Here is an 18,096-nt window from a genome sequence, read left to right on the forward strand (position 1 = left end):
CGATAGCGCCGTCCGCACCCGCCTCCTGAAAATAAATGGATGCCGGCACGCCAAGTGATTGACAAGTTCTGAAAATGGGCTATAATCTCGTTCTTTCGCGGTATTGCCCACGTGGCGGAATTGGTAGACGCGCATGGTTCAGGTCCATGTGCCGCAAGGTGTGGGGGTTCGAGTCCCTCCGTGGGCACCAAAACATAAAAGGTCGATTGATGAAAATCAATCGGCCTTTTGCGTTTTGGGGACCGCGAGCAAGGCGCCTGCGCGCCTTGCGGGTGGGACTCGAAGGTTTGGCCTTGCAAGGCCAAACGGGGTCGCGGAACGTGACCGAGCGCCCTCCGTGGGCACCAAAAACATAAAAGGCTGGTTGATGAAAATCAACCAGCCTTTGCGTTTTGGGGACCGTAAAAATCGCAAGCCCTCCAATTCAAAATCCTCCCGACCTCAACGTGGCGTCCAACAAACAATCGCTCGACTAATTCTTAGCGCGACCCTCGTTTTTTTGTTTTCGCATTTCAAAAATCTCATCGCCACTCAACAAGTTTTGCCTCAAGTGATCCAGTCGAATCTTCTTTCGTTTTTACGCATTATTTTGTTGACCGCTGGATTCAATATCAGTATTATTCAGCCCTTCTAAGCGCTAAGCACTTTTGTGTGAAGACGTTTTAGGCCCACGTGGCGGAATTGGTAGACGCGCATGGTTCAGGTCCATGTGCCGCAAGGTGTGGGGGTTCGAGTCCCTCCGTGGGCACCAAAACATAAAAGGTCGATTGATGAAAATCAATCGGCCTTTTGCGTTTTGGGGACCGCGAGCAAGGCGCCTGCGCGCCTTGCGGGTGGGACTCGAAGGTTTGGCCTTGCAAGGCCAAACGGGGTCGCGGAACGTGACCGAGCACCCTCCGTGGGCACCAAAATATTAAAGGCTGATCGATGAAAATCGATCAGCCTTTTGTATTTTGGGGACCGCTTTCTATCTCGCCAGATTCACCTTGCTCTTCACTGGTTTTCCCTCAGGCGGCCGCACCAACGCCCCACGCACCTCAAACTGCAACTGATCAAGCACCGCGCCATTTACATCCTGCAAGACCAGCTTGTGCTTTCCGGGCCAAGGCATCCAATCAAACCCCAGATCCGCAGATTTTTTTCCTGCCAATTTCAACGCCTTCCCATCAAGCAGCCACACCCCGTGCTTCGCACCTTGCGCGGTAAAACGCAAACGCTGATGCGTCGGCGGAATATCGGGATCGATCGCCACCAGCATGCCCGGCGTCGGATACGTGATCATCGGCGCGATCTCGCCCGACTTGGCTACCTGCAACAGGCGCTGACTGGTATCAGGCAAGAAGTATTCGGTGCGCGCCGCTTCCAGTTGATTCTCGAACCGGACTGGTTGCGCAATCACCGACGCCGGTTTCGCCGGTTCCTGCGAGCCGGACTGGCGGTGCAGATACTGCATCACCTCCTGCCAGACCGGCGCTGCACCGGTGACGCCGGATACATCCCACATCGGCGCGCCGGAGGCATTGCCGACCCACACGCCGACGGTGTAGCGCGACGAGAATCCGATACACCAGTTGTCGCGCATGTCCTTCGACGTCCCCGTCTTGACCGCCGTCCAGATGCGCGTCGACAAGGCGCTCTCCAGACCGAAGGTACGCGCCCGCGCACTGCGATCGGACAAGATGTCGCCGACGATGAACGCAGCGCCGCCATCCATCGCCTGTTGATACGTCACGCGCGGATCGTTCATCGCGGTGCGCACGCCGCTGTAACGTCCCTGATTCGCCAGCGCGCGATAGGCATTGGTCAGCGACAGCAGGCTGATATCGGCGCTGCCCAGCGCAAGGCTGTAGCCGTAGTAATCGCCCGACTCGCGCAGATTGAAGCCCAACGTCTGCAAGCGCCGGAAAAAACGCTCCGGCGTCACCATCACCAGCGTGCGCACGGCGGGAATATTGAGCGACGACCCCAGCGCGGTGCGCAGGCTCACCAACCCCTTGAATTGCCGGTCGTAATTCTGCGGAATATAGAGACCGGCAGAGGTCGCCAGATTGACCGGCGAATCGTCGAGCAGCGAAGCCGCCGTCAGCCATTTTTTCTCGATCGCCATTTCGTACAGGAAGGGCTTCAGAGTCGACCCGGCCTGGCGCAGGGCCTGCACACCGTCGACCTGCGCTGCGCCCGACAGCGATCCGCTCGATCCCACCCAGGCCAGGACATCGCCGCTGGCGTTGTCGATCACCAGCACCGCCCCGTCTTCGATATTGCGATCCACCAGTGCCGACAACTGGCGGCGCAAAGCATCGCTGGCAAATCGCTGCGTCGCTGCATCGATAGTCGAATACACCGGCTTGCCCGCGTCCTTCAGCAACTTGCGCCCCAGATGCGGAGCAAGTTGCGGCGCGGTCGCAGCGCCGCTGATTTCGCCCTTGGCCGTGGCGCGCGCCAGCACCAGTTCCGTACGTCCCTGCAAGCCATTGCATTCCTGCGGCGCGCCCTGCTCTTTCAGGATGGCGCAGGCGCGTTCCGTGACTTTCGCCGGTTTGGCGTTGGGGGCGCGAATCAACGCGACGGCGATGGCCGCCTCGCTCTGATTCAAACCGCTGGGATGCTTGCCGAACAGCACGCGCGACAAGGCATGTACGCCCACCAGCTCGCCGCGAAAACTGACCAGATTCAGATAAGCCTCCAGAATCTGATCCTTGCGCCAGTTGCGCTCCAGCGATTGCGCGATAAAGACCTGCGACACTTTCTGCGTCATCGATCGCGCCGACGACTTGCGGCGAAGATCGTCATAGATCAGACCCGCCAGCTGCATCGTGATGGTCGACGCGCCGCGCGTTTTGGTATTCCACAGATTGCCCCAGGCCGACGCCGCCACGGCGCTCCAGTCGACGCCGCTGTGCTGATAGAAGCGGCGGTCTTCGGAAGCGATCAGGGCGTTGCGCAAGGCCGGCGACACATCCTCCAACGCGATCCACGACAGGCGGCGCTCGTTGGGATTAAGCCGCAACTGCTGGATCAGCTCGCCATGACGGTCGTACATCGCGGCGTCCGAGGAACGAAAGGATTGCAGCACCTCGCCAAAATTCGGCACGGCATGCGCGACGCCCGGCGCTCCCGCCAGCAGCGCCGTTGTCGCAGCGAACCACAACGCTGCAATATGCCGTCGCGTCGTCGCTGACATCACGGCTCCTTGATGCTCAGCCTGGCGTTCGGGATTTCACCGAACATCTCGGGCGCATACATCGCCTCGACCCGCGTCGGCGGCAGACTGAATTCGCCGGCGTTGTTCAGGCGCACCGTGTAGGAAATGCTGGAACGCCCCTTCGGCATGCGCTCGTAGTAAGCGCGATAACCTTCGAAGCTGCGCTCTTCATACGCCAGCCACGCGTTGCTGCGCGAACGGCCGTCATCCTCGCCGCTGCGCGTGATCGCCGAGTCGCGCGCCAGGCCGGAACCCAGCAAGCTGGCGCCGCCGGGAATCGGATCGTTCAGCACCACCCAGGTCATGTCGGTCTGCGCGTCGATGTCCAACGTCACGCGCAAGACGTCGCCGCGGCTGTAAACGCCTTTCTGCTTCTGCTCGACCGGGACAACCGTCTTGGTGATGCGATAACCGCTGGAGAACGGCTGCTTCAACGGCACGGCGGCCAGGCTTTGCATGGTGATCCACGGTTTGCCGCTACCCTCTTGCGTGAACTTCAGCGTACCCGGCGCAGGCGTGCTCCAAGGGATCTGCACCTTGCCGCCGGCTGCGCCTGCACCGCTCCATGCATACGCATTGCTGCCCGCGTCGGACACGATGCGCGTCGTGCCTGCGACCTTCTCCGCCTCGAAGGCACGGCTGAATTTTTCCAGCGCCAGGCTGCCCCAGACGTTGGCGGTGGTCGTGCTCCAATGGCCGCGCTGTTGACGCTGGATGGCGCCGCTGATCAGCTTGGGCATGTCTTCGCGCCAGGCCGGATTGTTCAGCATGGTCAACACGAGACGATTGGCGTTGCTGTCGCCGCTGGCCATCAGCCACCACCAGTAATCGTTCGCCTCATCCGAGAAGCCCATGCGCGTGCCCTGATAATTCAGGCGCGAGCGGATGATCTGATCGGCTTCCGCCAGGCGCTTGTCGCGCTCTGGAATCGTCGTCACGCGCTGCAGGATAGCAATCCAGTCGAGCACCGCCGAGGTCGGCCACAAATTCGGATTGATCTGAATCGAACCGAGCATGGATGGCTGCACCCGGTGATAACGCGACAAGGCTTCCAGCGCCGCCAGCTTGCGCACGTCGAGATCTTTCTTCGGCGACCAGAAATCGCGCGTGAGCTTGCCGTCGACAAACGCCGCCAGACCGTCGAGCATCTTGTCGCGACTCTGCGCCGGCAAGGCATAAGCCGCTTCGTTCGACGCCGCCAGCAGATAAGCGGTCAGGGTATCGCTGCCGCGCCGCGCATTGGATTCGCTCGGCGGGAAGTAATAGGCCAGACCGTCGGCATCGAGGTAGGTCGGCAAGTCTGCCACCATCTTCTGCCACATCGCGTCGTCACGCAGACCGATGGCCTTGGAGGTGCGCTGCTCCAGGCAAGAGAATGGGTAATCAGCAAAGTATTTGCGGATGCCTTCGCTGCCGCCGGCCAGACTCGGCTTGAGCGAGATATTCAGTCCGCCGCGCCCCGGCAAACTGTCGGCAGGTGGCGCCACGCTCATCGCCGACGCCTTGTCGAGCTGGAACAAGCTCGCCTGCTGCACCGTCACCGGAATCGCCGGCACGACGCGCTGGACGAATTTGATGGCGTCCTTGGCGGCCGATATTGACGATACGGCTTGCTCCTGCGCACCGATTTCCCAGCTCAGTTGCGAGATGTCGGCAGGCACGGTCACCGGCCACATCACTTCACGTGCTTCACCGGCGGGAATGGCGATGTCCTTATCTTGCAAGGCAATCGTCGCGGCCGGAACTGATCCTGTCGCTTTAGCGTTCAGGCGCAGCTGCATGACGCGCGTGGTGGTGTTGCGCACGGTGACCATGGCGTTGAACTGATCGCCTTCGCGCACCAGCGGCGGCAAGCCGGAGATCACCTGCACGTCCTGCGACGAGCGAATGCTGGCCGAGCCGGTACCGAACAGACCTGCCCCGCTTTCCGCGACCGCAACAATGCGGAAGGAGGTCAACGCATCGTTGAGCGGCACATCGATCTGCGCCCTGCCGTTGGCGTCGAGCACGACGTACGGCTTCCACAGCAGCAAGGTGTCGAACAATTCACGCGTCGGCGATTTGCCGCCGCCGCCGCCCGCCGGCGTCGCTTTCTTGCCGTAGTGGCGCTTGCCGATCACCTGCATTTGCGCCGTCGATGTTTCAATGCCGTAGCTGCGCCGTTGCAGCATGGCCGAGAGCAGATTCCAGCTGGTGTTGGGTTGCAGTTCCAGCAAGGCTTCGTCCACCGCCGCCAGCGCGATCTCGGCGCCCGCCGCAGGTTTGCCGTCAGGCAGCGTAACCTGCACATTGACCTTGGCAATCGAGCGGATCGGATACGTCGGTTTGTCGGCAGTCACCGCGACTTTCAGCAAATGCGCGCCGCTGCCGACCGAGATCTCGGCGACGCCGAATTTGTAGGCGGGCTTGGCCAGGTCGACCATGGTGCCGGGCGCCTGATATTCCTTGAACTCGTGCCACCAGTTGATCGGTTCTTTCCAGCCCCAACTGAAGAAGGAATACCACGGCACTTCGCGCATGCGGCCGCGCACGGCCAGCACCGAAACGTAGACGTTAGGTGCAAAGCCGCCCTTGACCGGCAGGCTGATGGTCGGATCCTGTCCGTTCAGTTGCACCACCTGCGTTTCGATCACGCCCTCGCGCTCCACCGCCACCAGCGCAGTCGCATAGCGGAACGGCATGCGCACTTGGAATTTGGCGGTCTCGCCGGGTTGATAGGTTTTCTTCTCGGGCAGGATGTCGATGCGATCCTGGTTCTCGCCGTCAAACCACAACTCGCCCTGGCGCGTCACCCATACCGAGGTCTGCGCGAACGAGGCATTGCCGTTGCCATCCTTGGCGGTGGCGGTCAGTTCGACGTTGCCGGCTTCCGACAGCGACACGTCGCAAATCAGCACGCCGTGCTTGTCGCTCTTGCCGCTGCACAGCGTGCCGAGGTTTTGCGACGAGCGGGTATTTTCATATGCATAGAAGCCGCCGACCATGCGCTTGCGATGCGAATTGGTTTGCCTGCTCAGCGCAGTGACTTCGACGGGCACGTCCGCTTGCGGCTGACCTGCCGCGTTGAGCACAACCATGCTCACCGCCAGTTTCTTCTTCACCGAAACCCAGTCGCCGCCCTTGATGCCGATGACCACCGCCGACGGCCAGACCGTCACCAGGTTGGAGATAGTCTGGATCTCGCCGTTCGGATCGCTGTAGGTCATCTCGGTCAGCAGCTCGCGCGGCGTCTTGATGACCGGCAGCGACTTGACCGTGGTGCGGCCTGCGCCGTTTTTATCCAGCGTCACCGGCAGTTTGTCCGCAACGATTTTCTGATCGTCGCTGCCGGCATTGCCGTCTTCGCCGCCGTAGCTGCCGGCGCCAAAAGAGTAACCGTCATAACTCGGGAAACTGACTGCCTTCGCACGCATCAGGCTGCTGACGCGCACTGCTTGCCCCGAAGCGCCGCCGCCGTTGATGTAGTTGAGCTGGACGTCGATTGGAACTTCTTTCGGTGCAACCAGACTGGCGCCCTTGCCGCCGGTCACCGGCGTGATGCGCCCCTGCATCAGCGGCAGGCGGAATTCTTCGACGCGGAAGCTGCCGGTGCTGTAGCTGCCCTGCGCAGCGCCGCCTTCTTCGGCGTCGCCGTCATTGTTGCTGTCGCTGCCGCTCTTTGCAGCGCCGCTGTCGAGCATGACGTCGTAGCTGCCGAGCTTGGCTTCCTTCGGAATCGCAAAGGCCGTCTCGGCGTTTTTCTGATTGCGCCACTTCAACGGAAACTGGAATTCCTGTCCGCTGCCCTGATGGATGATGCGTACGCGTGTGGGCAGCTTGTCTTTGCCGGCCAGCGCGAAGCCGGTCATGCTTTCCAGACGGAACTCGTGCTTCATCGATACCGTTTCGCCGGCGCGGAACAAGGTGCGGTCAAAGATCGTGTGCGCGCGGGCATTGGCGCCGGACGAACGATCGGTCGGCAAATTGAAGCGCCACGACTCGATGCCGTCATTCCACGAAGTCAGTGCAAACGCCATGTCGGCGCGGCCTTTCTCGTCGGTCTTGCGCGCGCTGACAAACAGGCCGTTGATGGCGCCGTCTTCGTTCTGACGGCTGGCGCAGACGTCGTCGATCGGCTGGGCGATCATCGCCACGCCGATCGCATTGGTCTTGCCGCGCCACAGCTCATCGCCGCGGCAATTGGAGATGCGCACATCGGCATCCGCCACCGGTTTGGCCGTGTCGAGCGTGGTCACCCACACCGCATTGTTCTCGCGTCCGAGCTTGACGTGCACCGACAGGTTGGTCACCAGCGTGCTGGTGCGCACATACATCGGCGCCGGCTTGCCGAGCAAGGAGGCGCCGAGTTTTTGCGACTCCAGCTCGACCACATAGAAGCCCGGATCCTTCAACGGAATGCCGACCACTTCGAACGGCCGCTCGCCATCCTTCGCTTCAGACAACGCCGGCAGAGCCAAGGTCTTTACGCCCGGTTCTTTGGCCAGCAAACCGATGGCGCGCGTATCGGGCGTCTTTCCTGTCGTGTCGCCCCAGCGCTCGTGAAAACGATTGAGGCGCGTCAGCCAGGCGATCACGCCCTTGTCGCCGTCGACTTTGAGATTGGCGACCTTGCCGGGCAAGGCCTTGCCGTCGGTACCGCGCACCACAAGGTTCGCTTCGACGCGGCGCAAGGTGACCGGCAAGGTGGCGTCGGCATTCAATTCGATGATGCCGAACGGCGCCGCCGGGAATTTCGCCAGCGGCGGATAGCCGGCGGTGCGCGACTTCAGCGGAAAGGCCGAAGCATTGCTGAGCGCGCGGCCGCTTTCATCCTTGAAGCCCGATGGCAGATTGACGGTGAATTCGCCGTTCTCGGGGAACGGCGGCTTGAAGCTCAGGTTGTAGACCAGTTCTTCGGTATTGTTCTTTTCGAAGAAAGGCTTGAGCTTGCCGTTGCTGCTCTTGAGCTCCACCGCTTCGGCCAGCTTGCGCGGCACTGCGGACGAAAACGACATCGTCACCGGCAAGATCGGCGAGCACGCGGCATTGGCGTTCTCGCGTTCGCAACTGAGGCTGGCGGTGAATTCCTTACGCACATTGAATTTGAAAGTCTGCGGGATCGTCGTCGCGATACCGTTGACTGTCGTGATGCCCTTGTCCCAAGTCAGCTTGACGGCGGCATCATTGGGCAGTCGTTGCTGGCATTGCACGATAGTGACAAGTGCCGGATCAATCTTTTTGGCAAACTCCTGCAGCAAAGCCTTGCGTGTCGCGTCAGGGACGAACTTGGCCGGAATGCGTTCATGAATACCCTCCGCTTCGCAATACACGTGATCGCGCACGCTGTCCTGATTTGCCGCGCCGTTCTGGAACAAGATGAAAGCCTGCTCTTCCTCGATCTCATTTCCCTCCGGCATATGCCGTACCACGGCAGGTCCGCCGGTGTTGAACTGGAACACGCTCTTGCCGGTGACGGCTGCGCCGGACACGGCCTTGACGCCGGGCTTGAGCGTAAATGAACAACGTGTGCCCGGCGGCAGGTCGCGCTCGAAGTCATAAACCCAGTTCTTGCCGTCGGCCCAGCGCGAGGTGCCGGCGACGGCGCAGTTGACGTCGAACGGCGCGGCGGCCTTGGGATCGCCGAACTTGACCAGCGGCTCGGAAAACGTCGCGCGCGCCTGGCGGATCTGCGCGACCTCGCCTTGCGGTGAAAAGCCTGCGACATTGGCCGCTGCCGCCGGCGATGCTGCGCTGACGATTGCTGTCGCGGCCAATGCGTACACCAGCGTCGGGATCCATGGCGAAGTCCGGGAAATCAGGGGCATGCTTGCTCCGTTATCTTTTTAATCAGTTCTTGGGCGATGCTTCATGGTGACGAAGCCTTGTGACACGATCAAGACAGATTGTGATTCGAATGGTTCTGGTCCGATATCGCCGTCACAGCTTGCACTGCAAAAAATCGAGGAAGCAACTGATGCGCCTCGAAATTTGCGTATTCCGATAATACACAGCATGGATCTTCTGGCGAAATGCCGTGTGTGATTTCTCCAGCACGCGCACCAGACGTCCCGCCGCCACATCGGCATCCGACATGAAGTTGGACAGGCAGGCGATGCCTTGCCCATGGATCGCCAGTTGCCGGATCGTCTCGCCGCTGGAAGCGCGAAACGACGGCTTGATCGGATAACGATCTCCGTCCTCGTGTTGCAGCGGCCAATGATTCAATCCTTCCGGTTGCGTGAAACCGATCAGTTGATGATTGTCGAGATCCTTGACCGTTTTGGGCGTGCCGTGACGGCGCAGGTATTCCGGGCTGGCCAGCAGTTGCAGCCGCGCCGAGGTCAAGGGCTTGGCGTGCAGCGTCGAATCCTGCAACTCGCCGATGCGGATCGCAATGTCGGTGCGCTGCTCGACCAGATCGATGAAACGGTCATTGGTCGTCAGATCCAGCTCGATGTCGGGATAGGCTTCGCGAAAAGCGGCGACGTGCGGCACGATACAGTGCAGCATGAACGGCGCCGAGGCATCCACGCGCAGCTTGCCGACCGGCTTCTGGCTGCGGATGCGGATCGACTCTTCGGCACGCTCCATGGCGGCGATGATGTCGCGCGCCTGCGCCAGGAAGACCTGCCCTTCTTCCGTCAACTCCATGCGCCGCGTCGTGCGCGTGAGCAGGCTGGTGCCGAGTTTCTCTTCCAACCGCGTCAGGGCGCGGCTGATGCCCGAGGTCGTCTGCTCCAGCACTTCGGCCGCAGCGCTCAGGCTGCCGGCCTCGACAACGGCAATGAAGATGCGCATTTCATCCGATTGCATGGTCATTGTTGACTCCAATTCAAATATTTTTTGATTTTAACGGTATTTTTCTCAACAAAGATAGGCCTCACAATGCACTACGTCAAATAATCATCAAAGGGAGTTTTCATCATGCCGATTGCTTTATGGGCGCTGGCCATCAGCGCATTTGCGATAGGAACCACCGAATTCGTCATCATGGGCTTGTTGCCCGAAGTCGCCGCCAATCTGGGCACGACCCTGTCCTCGGCCGGCCTGCTGGTCACCGGCTACGCGCTGGGCGTGTTCGTCGGCGCCCCGCTGGTCACCGCCACCACCGGCAAGCTGCCGCGCAAGACCTTGCTGGTCAGCCTGATGGTGTTGTTCGTCATCGGCAACGTAGGCTGCGCCATTGCGCCGGACTACGCCACACTCATGATTTCGCGCATCATCGCCTCGTTCTCGCACGGCGCCTTCTTCGGTGTCGGCTCGGTGGTCGCCACCGGCCTGGTCGCCAAGGAAAAGCAGGCATCCGCCATTGCGCTGATGTTTACCGGCCTGACCGTGGCCAATGTGCTGGGCGTGCCTTTCGGCACCTGGCTGGGCCAGGCCTACGGCTGGCGTTCGACCTTCTGGGCGGTCAGCGCCATCGGCATCGTGGCCTTGCTGGCAACCGCCTGGCTGGTGCCGCGCTCTGACGACAAGCAGGATGCCGATTTCAGCAGCGAACTGCGCGTGCTGGGCCGTCCGCAAGTGCTGCTGGGCCTGCTGATGACGGTGCTGGGCTTCGGCGGCGTGTTTGCCGCATTCACCTACATCGCACCTATCCTGACCGACATCACGGGCTTCCTGCCGGGCGCCGTCTCGCCGATCCTGCTGCTGTTCGGTGTCGGCCTGGTGGGCGGCAATCTGCTGGGCGGCAAGTTCGCCGACAAGTATCTGATGCCGACGCTCGTGGCAAGCCTGGTGTTGCTGGCCGGCGTATTGGTGCTGTTCTCGTTCACCAGCCACTACAAGCTGGCCGCCGTGATCACCGTCGGTTTGCTGGGCGCCGCCGCCTTCGCCACCGTGCCGCCGCTGCAAATGCGCGTGCTTGAAAAAGCGACCGGCGCGCCGAATCTGGCGTCGTCGGTCAACATCGCCGCCTTCAACCTGGGCAATGCGCTGGGCGCATGGCTGGGCGGCGTCACCATCGATCACGGTCCCGGTCTGCATGCGGTGTCGCTGGTTGCCGCATCGATCACCGCCGGCGGCCTGGTCGTGGCGCTGATCAGCTGGAAGCTGGACCGCAAAGCTGTCCCGGCGGTCTCGCTGAAAGCTGCCAGCGAAGTTTGCTAAGCACGTCCATACGCCAACTCCGATCCGGGTATCCATCATGAATCCGCAAAAAACAGCTCTGGTAGTCGGCGCCCAAGGCGTCATCGGCCGCAACCTGATCGATCATCTGCGCGGCCTGGAAGACTGGAACATCATCGGCCTGTCGCGCCGCGGCGGCGAGTCGGACGAGCGCGTGCGGCAGATTGCGGTCGACCTGCTCGACGCCGCCGACGCCCGCGCCAAACTGGGCGGCCTGACGCAAATCACGCACATCTTCTACGCCGCCTATCAGCACCGCCCGACCTGGGCCGAACTGGTGGCGCCGAACTTGGCGATGCTGGTCAACACACTGGAAAGTATCGAGCCCGTCGCAGCCGATCTGCAGCATGTCAGCCTGATGCAGGGCTACAAGGTGTACGGCGGCCATCTCGGTCCGTTCAAAACGCCGGCGCGCGAAACCGATGCGCATTTCATGCCGCCGGAATTCATGCTCGACCAGCAGACCTGTCTGGAACACCGCCAGCGAGGCAAATCGTGGGCCTGGTCCGGCATCCGGCCGGCGGTGGTCGGCGGCTTTGCGCTGGGCAATCCCATGAATCTGGCGCTGGCGATTGCGGTGTATGCATCGGTGTCGAAAGAACTCGGCCTGCCGTTGCGCTTTCCCGGCAAACCGGGGGCCTATGACAAGCTGGTGGAGATGACCGACGCCGGGCTGCTGGCGAAAGCCACGGTGTGGGCGGCGACCGATCCGCGTTGCGGCAACCAGGCCTTCAACATCGGCAACGGCGACTTGTTCCGCTGGAGCGAGATGTGGCCGAAGATTGCCCGCTACTTCGACCTGGAGGCGGCGCCGCCGCTGCCCTTGTCGCTGAGCTCGGTCATGGCCGACAAGGCCGGCTTGTGGCAGCAGATCGTCGACAAGCACGATCTGGCGCCGCACCGCTTCGCCGACTTGTCGTCGTGGGAATTCAGCGACTTCGTCTTTTCATGGGATTACGACATGTTCGGCGACGGATCCAAGGCGCGCCGCTTCGGGTTTCATGACTATGTCGAGACCGAGGCAATGTTCATGAAGATCTTCGACGACTTCCGCCGCCGCAAGATCATTCCCTGATTTGAACATGCTTCATCCGTGAAAACGGCGGGCATAAAAAAAGAGCTTACGTTATTGCGTAAGCTCTTTTTCTTTGTCGCGGACGAACGACGAATTACTGCGACTCGCCCTTCTTGATCCACGCCGCCAGCTGATGCGGGCCAAGGCCGTCGTAGTCTTCGAACGGCTGATGAATCCAGGGATTGGTCGGCAGGTAGTCGAGGTGATAGTCCGGCTCGACGATGGAGCATGCCTTCCACCACAGCACGGCCGATTTGATGTCGGTCACGGCCGGATAGTGCTCCTTGAGGTGCATCTGCACCTTTTGCAGGGTCACGCCGGAGTCGACCAGGTCGTCCACCAGCAAGACACGGCCCGACAGGCTGCCCTTGGTGATGGTGATGTACTTGGCGATGTCCAGGCTGCTGCGAATGGTGCCGGCCGCTTCGCGGTAGGAGCTGGTCGACAGGATCGCCAGCGGCACGTCGAAGATGCGCGAGAACACATCGCCGGGACGCAGGCCGCCACGCGCCAGACACAACACCTGATCGAACTGCCAGCCCGATTCATAGACTTTCAGGGCCAGTTTTTCGATGCTGCGGTTGTAGTCATCCCAGGAGACCCACAGGTCTTTATCGTCGGATATTTTCATTTTTGAGTACTCGTCTTACGGAATTGCTTTTCTTGTGAGAACGGCGAACAACAGGTTGTTCGCCGCTCGTACTGAATTGCCGGATTGCTGGATTACTTGAACGGATGGCGCAGAACGATGGTTTCTTCGCGGTCAGGACCGGTGGAAATCATGTCGATAGGTACGCCGACCAGTTCTTCAATGCGCTTGATGTAGGCGCGTGCATTGGCCGGCAGGCCGTCCAGCGATTGTACGCCGACGGTGGATTCTTTCCAGCCCGGCATTTCTTCGTAGATCGGCTGGCAGGCGGCGGCTTCTTCAGCGCCGACCGGGAAGATGTCCACGGTCTTGCCGTTGAGGGTGTAGCCGGTGCACAGCTTGAGCGATTCCAGGCCGTCCAGCACGTCGAGCTTGGTCAGGCACATGCCGGACACGCCATTGATCTGCACCGAACGCTTCAGCAGCGCCGCATCGAACCAGCCGCAACGGCGTGCACGACCGGTCACGGTGCCGAACTCGTGGCCGACGGACGCCAGGTGCTTGCCGACGCCGGCATCGGTCGGCAGTTCTGCCGGGAACGGGCCGGAACCGACACGCGTGGTGTAAGCCTTGGTGATGCCCATGATGTAGTGCAGCATGTCAGGACCGACGCCGGCGCCTGCTGCGGCATTGCCGGCCACGCAGTTGCTCGATGTCACGAACGGATAGGTGCCGTGATCGACGTCCAGCAAGCTGCCTTGCGCGCCTTCGAACAACAGGTTGGCGCCCTTTTGGTTGGCGATGTGCAGGTCGTTGGACACATCGGCGACCATCGGCTTGAGACGCGGCACGTTGGCCAGCGCATCGTCCAGGGTCTTCTGGAAGTCGACCGGCTGGGTCTTCAGGTATTGGGTCAGGACGAAGTTGTGATAGTCCAGGTTTTCCAGCAGCTTTTCGGCGAAACGCTTTTCGTTGAGCAGGTCGGCAACGCGGATGGCGCGGCGCGCCACCTTGTCTTCATAGGCCGGGCCGATGCCCTTGCCGGTAGTGCCGATCTTGGCGGCGCCGCGAGCGGCTTCGCGCGCGACGTCCAATGCAACGTGGTAAGGCAGGATCAGCGGACAGGCTTCGGACACCTTCAGGCGCGAGGCGACTTCAACGCCGGCAGCTTCCAGCTTGTCGATTTCACGCAGCAGATCAGGCACGGACAGGACCACGCCATTGCCGATATAGCAAGCCACGCCGGCACGCATGATGCCCGACGGAATCAATTGCAGAGCAGTCTTCTTGCCGCCGATGACCAGCGTATGACCTGCGTTGTGGCCGCCCTGGAAACGCACCACGCCTTGCGCGTGATCGGTCAGCCAATCGACGATCTTACCCTTACCTTCATCGCCCCACTGGGTACCAATGACGACGACGTTCTTTGCATTGCTTTTCTGTAACATGGCTTAACCTAAGTTTTTGATAATCCAATTTCCATTGCTGAGCTCCACTGCGCGATCGCAATCAAACTCGTCCTGGTCGTTTTCGTGTCCGGGGAGACTCTGAATCACAATTTCCCCGGCCCGACGCAATTCCGCTATTTTCTCACGCAAACCGGCCTCGGTACCCCACGGTGCGCGAATTGCACGTTTTCTTTCCGCGCCCGGCATCAGACGTGCCAGTTCGCGCAAATCCATGGAAAAACCGGTTGCAGGACGCGCGCGTCCGAATGCTTCGCCGACGTGGTCGTAACGGCCGCCGCGCACGACTGCGTTGGGCAGGCCCGGCACATAGGCGGCAAACATCACGCCGCTGTGATAGTGGTAGCCGCGCAAATCCGCCAGGTCGATGGTGACGTTGGCTTCGCCGGCCAGTTGCGCCAGCGCCTGCAGCTCGTCCAGCGCCTGCGCGATGCCCGGCAACGGCGGCAAGGCCTTGCGGGCGCGCTCGATGACTTCGCTGTCGCCGTACAGTCCCGGCAGCGCCAGCAAGGCGCCGCGAGTGACGGGCTGATAATCTTTGGTCAATACTTGCAGGCCGGGAATATCCTTGGACTCCAGCAAACCGAACAATTGCGCCGCCTGCTTGTTGGCCTTCTCATCATTGGCGATGATGGCGCGCAGCACGCCGACGTGGCACAGGTCCAGGCGGACCTTGGCGATGCCGGCCAGCGCCAGCGAAGCCAGTGCCAGTTCCTGGATCTCCGCGTCCGCTTCCAGACCGGCATGACCGTAGATCTCGGCGCCGATCTGCAGCGGCTCGCGCGTCGCATGCAGGCCGGAAGGACGCGTATGCAGCACGCTGCCGGCGTAGCACAGGCGGGTCACGGAATCACGGTTGAGCAAATGCGCATCGATACGGGCCACTTGCGTCGTCATGTCGGCACGCACACCCAAGGTACGTCCCGACAGTTGGTCGACCAGCTTGAAGGTGCGCAGATCGGTATCCTGCCCGGCGCCTGTCAGCAGGGACTCAAGATATTCGAGCAGCGGCGGCATGACCATTTCGTAGCCGTACAGGCGGAAATTGTCGAGCATGCGGCGGCGCAATTCCTCAATCTTGCGCGCTTCGGACGGCAAGACATCGGCGATATTTTCAGGAAGAAGCCAGTTCGGCATAAAACGAATCAATCAGAAAAATGTGTTGGACAATGCATTCAGGCAACGCCCTTCTTACACGCGGCAAGGCACACACGTCAAAAGACGTGCATGCCTTGTAGGAATCGCATTTAATCAGGGAAACAAATATGTGGGCTACAAAATGGAAAGATGCCCTCAACAAGCAGCATCCATCCTTTACATCCTGACCCACATATTACGATCTTGCTCTCGGTCTTGCCTTATTTCTTGGTGCTGATGCCTCCCACACCCTTGAAATATTTGAAGAACTCGGAATTGGGATCTACTACCATCAAATCATGGCGGTTCTTGAAGCTTGCACGATACGCCTCAAGACTGCGATAGAACTTGTAAAACTCGGGATTCTGTCCGAACGCCTGGGCATAAATCTGCGAAGCCTTGGCATCGCCGGCGCCGCGGACTTTTTCGGCATCGCGATACGCTTCCGCCAGAATCACGACGCGTTGACGATCGGCATCGGCGCGAATCTTTTCCGACTCGGCGGCGCCGGTGGAACGCAATTCGTTGGCGACGCGGGCGCGCTCGGATTTCATGCGGTCGTAGACCGAATTATTGATCTGGTCGACATAGTCGACGCGACGCAGACGCACGTCGATAATCTCGGCGCCGATCTGCTTGGCTTCGATCGCGACCTTGCGCTGGATCGCATCCATTACCTTGCCGCGTTCGCCGGAAATCACTTCACGCACGGTGCGCTTGGTGATTTCTTCATTCAAGGCGGCTTTGACGATCTGCGACAGGCGGTCCTGAGCGCGACGATCATCACCGCCGAAACTGATGAAGTACAGACGCGGATCGACGATACGCCATTTGACGAAAGAATCGACCAGCACGTTTTTCTTCTCGGCCGTGATGAAACGGTCGGCATCAGGCGTATCCAGGGTCTGGATGCGCTTGTCGAGGTAAATCACGTTCTGGAACGGCGGCGGCAGTTTGAAGTGCAGACCCGGCTCGGTCACGACCTGCTTGACCTCACCGAGGGCAAACACGATGGCCGACTGGCGTTGCTCGACGACGAAGATGGTCGAAGACAGAAGCCAGAGGGCAACGATGACGGCAATAACGCTGGTGATCAGGCGGCTCATTAGCGCACCTCGCGATCACGGGAATCACGTGCATCCCGATTGCGGGAATCACGCTGAACATCGACTGAATACACTGGGTCGCTTCCTGGAAGTGTTGGCGTTGTCGCTGCGGCGGCCGGCGCGGTCGCTGGCTTGGCAGCATTGGCGCTGTCGGTTTGCTGGATCAGTTTATCCAATGGCAGATACAACAGATTGTTGCCGCTCTTGGCGTCCACCATGACCTTGGTCGTGTTGGTGAAGATCTGCTGCATGGTTTCCAGATACATGCGGTCGCGCGTCACCGCAGGCGCTTTCTGGTATTCGTCCAGAACCTGCTTGAAACGCGCGGCATCACCCTCTGCGTTGGCGACGATGCGCGAACGATAGGCTTCCGCCTCCTCCAGCAAGCGCGATGCCGCACCGCTGGCCTTCGGAATCACGTCGTTGGCGTAGGCCTGGCCCTCATTTTTCTGGCGCTCGCGGTCCTGACCAGCCTTGACGGCGTCATCGAATGCCGCCTGCACCTGCTCCGGCGGTTGTACGCCTTGCATGGTGACGTTGGTGATCTGCACGCCGGACTTGTAGCGGTCCAGAATCTGTTGCATCAGCTGGCCGACGTCAAGCGCCACCTTTTCGCGGCCTTCGTACAGGACGAAGTCCATCTTGCTGCGGCCGACGATTTCGCGAATGGCGGTTTCGGCAACCTGGCGCACCGTTTCATCCTGGTCGCGGTTGTTGAACAGCCATTCGGCGGCATTCTTGAGCTTGTATTGCACTGCGAACTGGATGTCGATGATGTTTTCGTCATCGGTCAGCATCAGCGCTTCTTTGAGTTGCTTGTTCTTGGCATTGCTGCGATAGCCGATTTCCGCCGTACGCACTTGCGAGACGTTGACGATTTCGTGGCTTTGCACCGGATAAGGCCAGCGCCAGTTGAAGCCCGGCAGCGTGGTATGGCTGTATTTGCCGAAGGTCATGACGACCGCGGTCTGGCCTTCCTGCACGATGAAGAAACCGCTGGCCAGCCAGAGGAAGGCAACGATCACCGCGATGACGCCGGCACCGATGCCCGCACCCTTGATGTCGCCGCGATTGAAATTGCCGTCGCCGTTGTCGGAGCCGCCACCGCCGCGTTTGCCGAACAGGCGGCTTACACGCTGGTTGAAGTCGCGCCAGAGCTGGTCGAGATCCGGAGGACCGTCTTCCGGCTTCTTGTTGCCATTACCGCCGTTATTCTGATTTTGACGGTTGTTGTCGTCTTGCGAACCGCGCCCCCATTGAGGGTCGTTCAGCGAGAATTTCAAACCGAGTTTTTTGAATAGAGAAACAAGCATGCGTTGCGATCCGGCTTAATAGTAAATTGAATCAAAAGGGAATGCCCGCCAACTTCGGGAACTGCTTAATCTGGCTTAATCAGGCCCGATCAAAGCGCC

11 protein-coding genes and 2 tRNA genes are annotated in these 18,096 nt (G+C 60.6%); 5 read left to right on the forward strand and 8 right to left on the reverse strand.

Annotation, left to right across the window (positions count from 1 at the left end; all coding sequences use genetic code 11):
- Nucleotides 1–105 precede the first annotated feature (105 nt).
- The 3 genes from AKL25_RS08540 (at nt 106) to AKL25_RS08550 (ending at nt 751) form a co-directional block, all read left to right on the forward strand.
- Nucleotides 106–190: transfer RNA gene (locus tag AKL25_RS08540), tRNA-Leu, on the forward strand.
- 147 nt (nt 191–337) lie between these two features.
- Entirely contained in the window at nt 338–634 is a 297-nt protein-coding gene (locus AKL25_RS08545; protein WP_157050549.1) for a hypothetical protein, read from the forward strand.
- Between the two features lie 32 nt (nt 635–666).
- A tRNA-Leu gene (locus tag AKL25_RS08550) sits at nt 667–751 on the forward strand.
- A 216-nt stretch (nt 752–967) separates the two neighbouring features.
- Here AKL25_RS08550 and pbpC read toward each other — a convergent pair.
- The 3 genes from pbpC to AKL25_RS08565 all read right to left on the reverse strand — a co-directional run bounded on the left by pbpC (nt 968) and on the right by AKL25_RS08565 (nt 10,003).
- Entirely contained in the window at nt 968–3,184 is a 2,217-nt protein-coding gene (pbpC, locus tag AKL25_RS08555) for a penicillin-binding protein 1C (protein WP_157050551.1), read from the reverse strand.
- Nucleotides 3,184–9,009, reverse strand: a complete 5,826-nt coding sequence (locus AKL25_RS08560) for an alpha-2-macroglobulin family protein (protein ID WP_050477216.1) — start codon at nt 9,007–9,009, stop codon at nt 3,184–3,186. The genes pbpC and AKL25_RS08560 overlap by 1 nt, the downstream gene beginning before the upstream one ends.
- Before the next feature lie 112 nt (nt 9,010–9,121).
- Nucleotides 9,122–10,003: a LysR family transcriptional regulator gene (locus tag AKL25_RS08565; RefSeq protein ID WP_050477217.1), complete on the reverse strand. Its 882-nt coding sequence runs from the start codon at nt 10,001–10,003 to the stop codon at nt 9,122–9,124.
- A 105-nt stretch (nt 10,004–10,108) separates the two neighbouring features.
- Between AKL25_RS08565 and AKL25_RS08570 the strand changes: the two genes are divergently transcribed.
- Entirely contained in the window at nt 10,109–11,293 is a 1,185-nt protein-coding gene (locus AKL25_RS08570; protein WP_050477218.1) for an MFS transporter, read from the forward strand.
- A 37-nt stretch (nt 11,294–11,330) separates the two neighbouring features.
- Nucleotides 11,331–12,386, forward strand: a complete 1,056-nt coding sequence (locus tag AKL25_RS08575) for an SDR family oxidoreductase (protein ID WP_050477219.1) — start codon at nt 11,331–11,333, stop codon at nt 12,384–12,386.
- A gap of 94 nt (nt 12,387–12,480) precedes the next feature.
- Here the strand turns inward: AKL25_RS08575 and AKL25_RS08580 are convergent, their stop codons facing one another.
- From AKL25_RS08580 to hflK, 5 genes are all read right to left on the reverse strand, one after another.
- The gene (locus AKL25_RS08580; RefSeq protein ID WP_050477220.1) at nt 12,481–13,017 is read right to left on the reverse strand and encodes a phosphoribosyltransferase; all 537 of its coding nucleotides are present in this window, start codon (nt 13,015–13,017) and stop codon (nt 12,481–12,483) included.
- A 92-nt stretch (nt 13,018–13,109) separates the two neighbouring features.
- Entirely contained in the window at nt 13,110–14,423 is a 1,314-nt protein-coding gene (locus tag AKL25_RS08585) for an adenylosuccinate synthase (protein ID WP_050477221.1), read from the reverse strand.
- Nucleotides 14,424–14,426: 3 nt separating this feature from the next.
- On the reverse strand, nt 14,427–15,578 hold the full coding sequence (locus tag AKL25_RS08590; protein WP_050477222.1) for an ATP phosphoribosyltransferase regulatory subunit: 1,152 nt from the start codon (nt 15,576–15,578) through the stop codon (nt 14,427–14,429).
- Between the two features lie 221 nt (nt 15,579–15,799).
- Complete coding sequence (gene hflC, locus AKL25_RS08595; RefSeq protein WP_050477223.1) at nt 15,800–16,684, reverse strand: protease modulator HflC; 885 nt, start codon at nt 16,682–16,684, stop codon at nt 15,800–15,802.
- Nucleotides 16,684–17,997 (reverse strand): FtsH protease activity modulator HflK, encoded by a 1,314-nt coding sequence (hflK, locus tag AKL25_RS08600; RefSeq protein ID WP_050477224.1) that lies wholly within the window; start codon nt 17,995–17,997, stop codon nt 16,684–16,686. Before hflK ends, hflC begins: the two co-directional genes overlap by 1 nt.
- Nucleotides 17,998–18,096 lie beyond the last annotated feature (99 nt).

The sequence above is a fragment of the Herbaspirillum rhizosphaerae genome (assembly GCF_001189965.1).
Classification (GTDB): Bacteria; Pseudomonadota; Gammaproteobacteria; order Burkholderiales; family Burkholderiaceae_D; genus Herbaspirillum; species Herbaspirillum rhizosphaerae.

Bases quoted from the DNA above. Each gene is read 5' to 3' on its own strand.
- AKL25_RS08590 (WP_050477222.1), bottom strand. From the start codon at position 15,578: ATGCCGAACTGGCTTCTTCCTGAAAATATCGCCGATGTCTTGCCGTCC.
- AKL25_RS08580 (WP_050477220.1), bottom strand. From the start codon at position 13,017: ATGAAAATATCCGACGATAAAGACCTGTGGGTCTCCTGGGATGACTAC.
- AKL25_RS08575 (WP_050477219.1), top strand. From the start codon at position 11,331: ATGAATCCGCAAAAAACAGCTCTGGTAGTCGGCGCCCAAGGCGTCATC.
- hflK (WP_050477224.1), bottom strand. From the start codon at position 17,997: ATGCTTGTTTCTCTATTCAAAAAACTCGGTTTGAAATTCTCGCTGAAC.
- pbpC (WP_157050551.1), bottom strand. From the start codon at position 3,184: ATGTCAGCGACGACGCGACGGCATATTGCAGCGTTGTGGTTCGCTGCG.
- hflC (WP_050477223.1), bottom strand. From the start codon at position 16,684: ATGAGCCGCCTGATCACCAGCGTTATTGCCGTCATCGTTGCCCTCTGG.
- AKL25_RS08560 (WP_050477216.1), bottom strand. From the start codon at position 9,009: ATGCCCCTGATTTCCCGGACTTCGCCATGGATCCCGACGCTGGTGTAC.
- AKL25_RS08570 (WP_050477218.1), top strand. From the start codon at position 10,109: ATGCCGATTGCTTTATGGGCGCTGGCCATCAGCGCATTTGCGATAGGA.
- AKL25_RS08585 (WP_050477221.1), bottom strand. From the start codon at position 14,423: ATGTTACAGAAAAGCAATGCAAAGAACGTCGTCGTCATTGGTACCCAG.
- AKL25_RS08565 (WP_050477217.1), bottom strand. From the start codon at position 10,003: ATGACCATGCAATCGGATGAAATGCGCATCTTCATTGCCGTTGTCGAG.